The 4,959-nt window shown below is 73.1% G+C and carries 5 protein-coding genes; 4 read left to right on the top strand and 1 reads right to left on the bottom strand.

What is annotated here, in order from left to right; all coding sequences use genetic code 11:
- From HUX53_RS17875 to HUX53_RS17860, 4 genes are all read left to right on the top strand, one after another.
- Positions 1–419 (top strand): alpha-glucosidase C-terminal domain-containing protein (locus HUX53_RS17875; RefSeq protein ID WP_176404343.1); only part of this gene is annotated, 419 nt, incomplete at its 5' end.
- 1 nt (position 420) lies between these two features.
- The gene (locus HUX53_RS17870) at positions 421–1,833 is read left to right on the top strand and encodes a phosphotransferase (RefSeq protein WP_309237296.1); all 1,413 of its coding nucleotides are present in this window, start codon (positions 421–423) and stop codon (positions 1,831–1,833) included.
- Positions 1,834–2,084: 251 nt separating this feature from the next.
- Positions 2,085–3,026 carry a C40 family peptidase gene (locus HUX53_RS40070; protein WP_217919574.1) on the top strand — a complete coding sequence of 314 codons (942 nt, stop codon included), beginning with the start codon at positions 2,085–2,087 and terminating at the stop codon, positions 3,024–3,026.
- A gap of 85 nt (positions 3,027–3,111) precedes the next feature.
- On the top strand, positions 3,112–4,107 hold the full coding sequence (locus HUX53_RS17860) for an aldo/keto reductase (RefSeq protein ID WP_176404342.1): 996 nt from the start codon (positions 3,112–3,114) through the stop codon (positions 4,105–4,107).
- Positions 4,108–4,111: 4 nt separating this feature from the next.
- Here the strand turns inward: HUX53_RS17860 and HUX53_RS17855 are convergent, their stop codons facing one another.
- Positions 4,112–4,630 carry a hypothetical protein gene (locus HUX53_RS17855; protein ID WP_176404341.1) on the bottom strand — a complete coding sequence of 173 codons (519 nt, stop codon included), beginning with the start codon at positions 4,628–4,630 and terminating at the stop codon, positions 4,112–4,114.
- Positions 4,631–4,959: the final 329 nt, after the last annotated feature.

Genomic DNA, 4,959 nt, shown 5'->3' with positions numbered 1-4,959 from the left:
TCAACGTCGAAGCACAAGCCAACAACCCCGGCTCCCTGCTGCACTGGACCCGCAAAATGATCGAGATCCGGCAGCGCCACCCCGTCTTCGGCGTCGGCTCCTACGTCGAACTATCCGCCTCCAACCCATCCGTCCTGGCCTTCACCCGCGAGATCACCGAGGACGAGAGCCCGTGGGACGAGATGGACACCGTCCTGTGCGTCGCCAACCTGTCCCGCTTCCCGCAGCCGGTGGAGCTCGACATGCGGCGCTTCGAGGGCTACTCCCCCGTCGAGTGCATGGGCGGCGTCCAGTTCCCGGCCATCGGCGAACTCCCGTACCTGCTGACGCTGCCCGGGCACGGCTTCTTCTGGTTCCAGCTGCTCCCGCCGGACGACGCCGGCGCGGACGGGATCGTGGGCGCGGGAAGGACCGTGTGACGTGCTGCCACCGCGATCCGACCTGGCCCGAGACCTCGCGGAGTGGCTGCCCCGGCAGCGCTGGTTCGGCGGCAAGGACGGTCCCATCGACGAGCTGTCCATCGGCACCGCCACCGAGCTGCGCGCCGGCGACCCGTCGCTGCACCATCTCGTCCTGGACGTCCGGCAGAACCGCGTCACCGACCGCTACCAGTTGCTCCTCGGCGTCCGGCGGCACCTGCCCGACCGGCTCCGGCACGTGGAGATCGGCGACGCCGCGCGCGGCCCGGCGGCGCGCCCGTACGACGCCGCCCACGACCCGGACCTCACCCGGACGCTGCTGGACGCGCTGGCGGACGAGGCGTCGATCGGCCCGCTGCGGTTCCGGCACGTGCCCGGCGCCCGCATCCGGACCGACCTGGCGAGCCTGCCCATCACCGCCGAGCAGAGCAACACCTCGCTGCTGTTCGGCGACGCCTACATCTGCAAGCTGTTCCGGCGGCTCAGCCATGGCGTCAACCTCGACCTGGAGGTCAACCTCGCGCTGACCCGCCAGGGCTGCGACCGCATCCCGGCCGTGCACGGCTGGATCGAGATGGAACCGGACGGCCCCGGCGCGGAGCCGGTCACGCTCGGGCTCCTGTCGGACTACCTGCACACCGGCGCGGACGGCTGGAGCCTGGCGATCGCGAGCGTCCGCGACTGGTTCGCCTACCCGCTGCCGCCCGGCGACGAGTGGGCGGAGCTGGACGCGAGCGGCGCGGGCGGCGACTTCGCGGCCGAGGCCGAGCGGCTCGGCGCGGCCACCGCGCAGGTGCACCGGGCGCTCGCCGACGCGTTCGGGGTGACGATCGTCCCCGCCGAGGACGTGCGCGCGATGGCCGCCCGGATGAACGACGAGCTGACCGCGACCTGCCGGGCGGTGCCCGGTCTCGCGCCGCACGCGAAGGCGCTCACCGGGGCGTTCCTCGACCTGGCCGCGCGGGCGGCGCCGCTGCCCGTCCAGCGGGTGCACGGCGACTACCACCTCGGCCAGGTGCTGCGCACCGAGTCGGGGTGGGCGCTGCTGGACTTCGAGGGCGAGCCGGCCCGCGCGGAGAGCGAGCGCCGCGCCCTCGCGCACCCGCTGCGGGACGTCGCCGGGATGCTGCGCTCCTTCGAGTACGCGGCGCGGTTCCTCATCACCAAGGCCGGCACGGTGCCGACCGAGTCGGGGCCGCACCTGGAGACGCGGGCGCACGCGTGGGCGGCGCGGAACCGGGCCGCGTTCTGCCGCGGCTACGCGGCGGCGGGCGGCGCCGACCCGGCCGCGCATTCGGTGCTGATGCACGCGTTCGAATTCGAGAAGGCCGTGTACGAGGTGCGGTACGAGGCGCGGAACCGGCCGGCCTGGCTGCCCGTCCCGCTGAAATCGCTCGCCCATCTGACCGCATGATCAAAGACACCAAATACCGCCGCCAATTCGCCGCCATGATCATGTAAAATCGGCGATCTCTCCCAATCCCATGGCGATCAACGGGTACCCGATCTCTCGGCGGGGTGATCACCTCGCCGAGGCACCACCCGGCAATGGGAACGGAGCGCACGGAAATGTCCATCGGACGCCACTCGCACGAAGACGATGCCGCAGCCGGATCATTCGGCGGCCATACCGGCCGCACCCGGGCGGAGGGCCGAAAACAGGGAATGCTCCTGGCGGCCGTCACCACGGCGGCGACCGGGTTCGCCCTCGCGGTCCCGCTGAGCGCGCCCGCGCAGGCGGCGCTCAACCCCGCGGTACTGGAGAGCCTGCACCTCGACTCCGCCACGCTGGCGAAGGTCCAGGCCTACGACAAGTACCGGTCGCGAGTGGCGGCCCAGCACAAGCGAGCGAAGAAGGCGCTCAGGTTCGCCCGCAAGCAGATCGGCAAGCCCTACCGCTGGGGCGCCGACGGGCCGAACGCCTACGACTGCTCCGGCCTGGTGATGGCCGCGTGGCGCAAGGCGGGCGTGAAACTGCCCCGCGTCACCTACTCGCAGTACCGCAAGGTCGACCGGAAGGTGAAGCTGGGCGACCTCAAGCCCGGCGACCTCATCTTCTTCCACGGCCGCAGCCACGTCGGCCTCTACGTCGGGCACCACAAATTCCTGCACGCGCCCCATTCCGGCGCGAAGGTCCGCATCAACAAGATCAGTTCGCGGCGGAAGAAGCAGTTCGCCGGCGCGGTACGCCCGGGCGCGCCCGCCTACAAGGACTTCTCTGAATCGGTGAAGGAACTCGTGGCGAAAATCGATCGGATGAGCGCGCAGAAGAGAGCCGACCAGAAGCCGCCAGATAAGCAGCGGACCCCCCAGATTCCGCCACCTTCCAGCACATTGCCGAAGTCGCACGACGAGCCCCCGATGACCGCCCCCGGACACACCCCGGCACACCCGGCCGCGCCACCCGGCGGCCCGGCTCCCCGGCCGGCCGCCAAGGCGCCGTCGAACCAGACGCCGCCGCACCAGACGAAGCCGGACCAGACGAAGCCCGGCCCGCGGCCGCGCACCGCCGCCGCAGCACACCCGCGTTCCGTCCAGCACCGCATCTGGGCCAAGTACACGGGCCCCTTCGACGCGCTGGCCGCGTCCGGCGGCGCCCGCCACTGACCGCACGCACGACCGGCACCGCCGCCGCGGACGCCGCGGCGGCGGTGCTTGACCTGGAGTGCGCTCCAGCTGGTTGGCTGGGATCATGGACTACGCGCAGCTCGGCCGCACCGGCCTCAAGGTCAGCCGCATCGTGCTCGGCACCATGAACTTCGGGCCCGTGACCGGCGAGGACGACAGCCACGCGATCATGGACGCGGCGCACGACGCGGGGATCAACTTCTTCGACACCGCCAACGTCTACGGCTGGGGCGAAGACAAGGGCCGCACCGAGGAGATCATCGGCAGCTGGTTCGCCAAGGGCGGCGGGCGCCGCGACCGGACCGTCCTCGCCACCAAGGTCTACGGCGACATGGGCGCCCAGGACGCGCCCTGGCCGAACCAGAGCCGGCTGTCCGCGCTGAACATCCGGCGCGCGGCCGAGGCGTCGCTGAAGCGGCTCGGCACCGACCACATCGACCTGTACCAGTTCCACCACATCGACCGGACGACGCCGTGGGACGAGATCTGGCAGGCGATCGACGTCCTCGTCCAGCAGGGCAAGATCCTGTACGCCAGGTCGTCCAACTTCCCGGGGTGGGGCATCGCCAAGGCGAACGAGACGGCCGCGCGCCGCGGCTCGCTCGGCCTGGTCAGCGAGCAGTGCCTGTACAACCTGGTGGAGCGGCGCGCGGAGATGGAGATCATCCCCGCCGCGGAGGACTACGGCCTCGGCGTGATCCCGTGGTCGCCGCTGCACGGCGGGGTGCTCGGCGGCGCGCTGCGCAAGGAGCGGGACGGGAGCGGTTCGCGGTCCCGGTCGGGCCGCGCGGCGGACATGCTGGCCGACCCGGCGGACCGGGCCCGCGTCCAGGCGTACGAGGACCTGTGCGACAAGCACGGCGTGGACCCCGGCGAGGTCGGACTCGCGTGGCTGCTCACCCGTCCCGGCGTGACCGGGCCGATCGTCGGCCCCCGCACCGGCGACCAGCTCGGCTCCGCCCTGCGCGCGGCCGAACTGGAACTCTCGGACGAGTTCCTGACCGCGCTGGACGAGATCTTCCCGGGCCCGGGCCCGGCACCGGAGGCGTTCGCCTGGTGACGGGTCAGCGGCGGGGGCGGAGGTGGCCGTCCAGCAGCCCGTCGAAGCTCAGCCGGACGAGCGCCTCCCCCAGGGACGACATCTCACTCAATGTCTGTGTCAGCTGGGCCATCTCCTGGAATGCCCGGCCGTAGGCGCGCTGGTCGTCCAGGGAGAGGCGGGGGATGCGGGCACGGCGCAGGTCCGTGCGGCTGGATCCGGTGCCGGTGCGGGTGCGGGCGAACGCCAGGAATCCGGCGAGGAAACGGGGGTCGAGGCGGTCCGGGTCCGGCCGGTAGAGGGTGAGGTAGGGGCCGAGCGCGGCGCCGGCGGACATGATGACCCGGGCGGAGCCGGCGGCGGTGGCGACGACGTCGCCGGGTTCCAGCATGACCAGGCCGGGGTCGGCGGCGGCCGTGCCGGACGGGTCCGTCCCGGCGCGGACGTCGTCCGCGGTGAGGACCGGGACGCCGCCGCCTCCGGACGGCGGCCGGGCGGTCGCGAGGCTGGCCGTGGGGGCGGACGCGGCTCCGGCCGGTGACACGGAGCGTGCCCACGGGGCGCGAGGCGGTCAGCGCCGCGTGGGGAGCGTCGCGGGCGGACGCCGGGTCGCCCGGTGGCGTGGGGCGAGGAGCGGGGGGGAGGCGGCGGGGAGCGCGGACAAGGGGCCGGTCCGGGGCGGGCAAGACGGGTGCGACACGACCGCGCAGACCGGGGCGCGGGCCGAGGGAGGCGCCGCACGCCGGGACTGACCCGTTCTCCGGCGGCCCCCGCGCCCTGCCGCACCTCATCGTGCCCCGGCGCGCCGCCGACGTCCCGTACCGGGGGCGGGGCGGCGGCCAGCGGAACATACAGCCGATCGACGACCTCCAA

This window comes from Actinomadura sp. BRA 177 (assembly GCF_013372625.1).
In the GTDB taxonomy this organism is placed as follows: domain Bacteria; phylum Actinomycetota; class Actinomycetes; order Streptosporangiales; family Streptosporangiaceae; genus Spirillospora.
This window is presented reverse-complemented; position numbering and strand designations above follow the sequence as displayed.

Excerpts from the sequence above, each read along its gene's own strand:
- HUX53_RS40070 (WP_217919574.1), top strand. The coding sequence starts at position 2,085 with ATGCTCCTGGCGGCCGTCACCACGGCGGCGACCGGGTTCGCCCTCGCG.
- HUX53_RS17860 (WP_176404342.1), top strand. The coding sequence starts at position 3,112 with ATGGACTACGCGCAGCTCGGCCGCACCGGCCTCAAGGTCAGCCGCATC.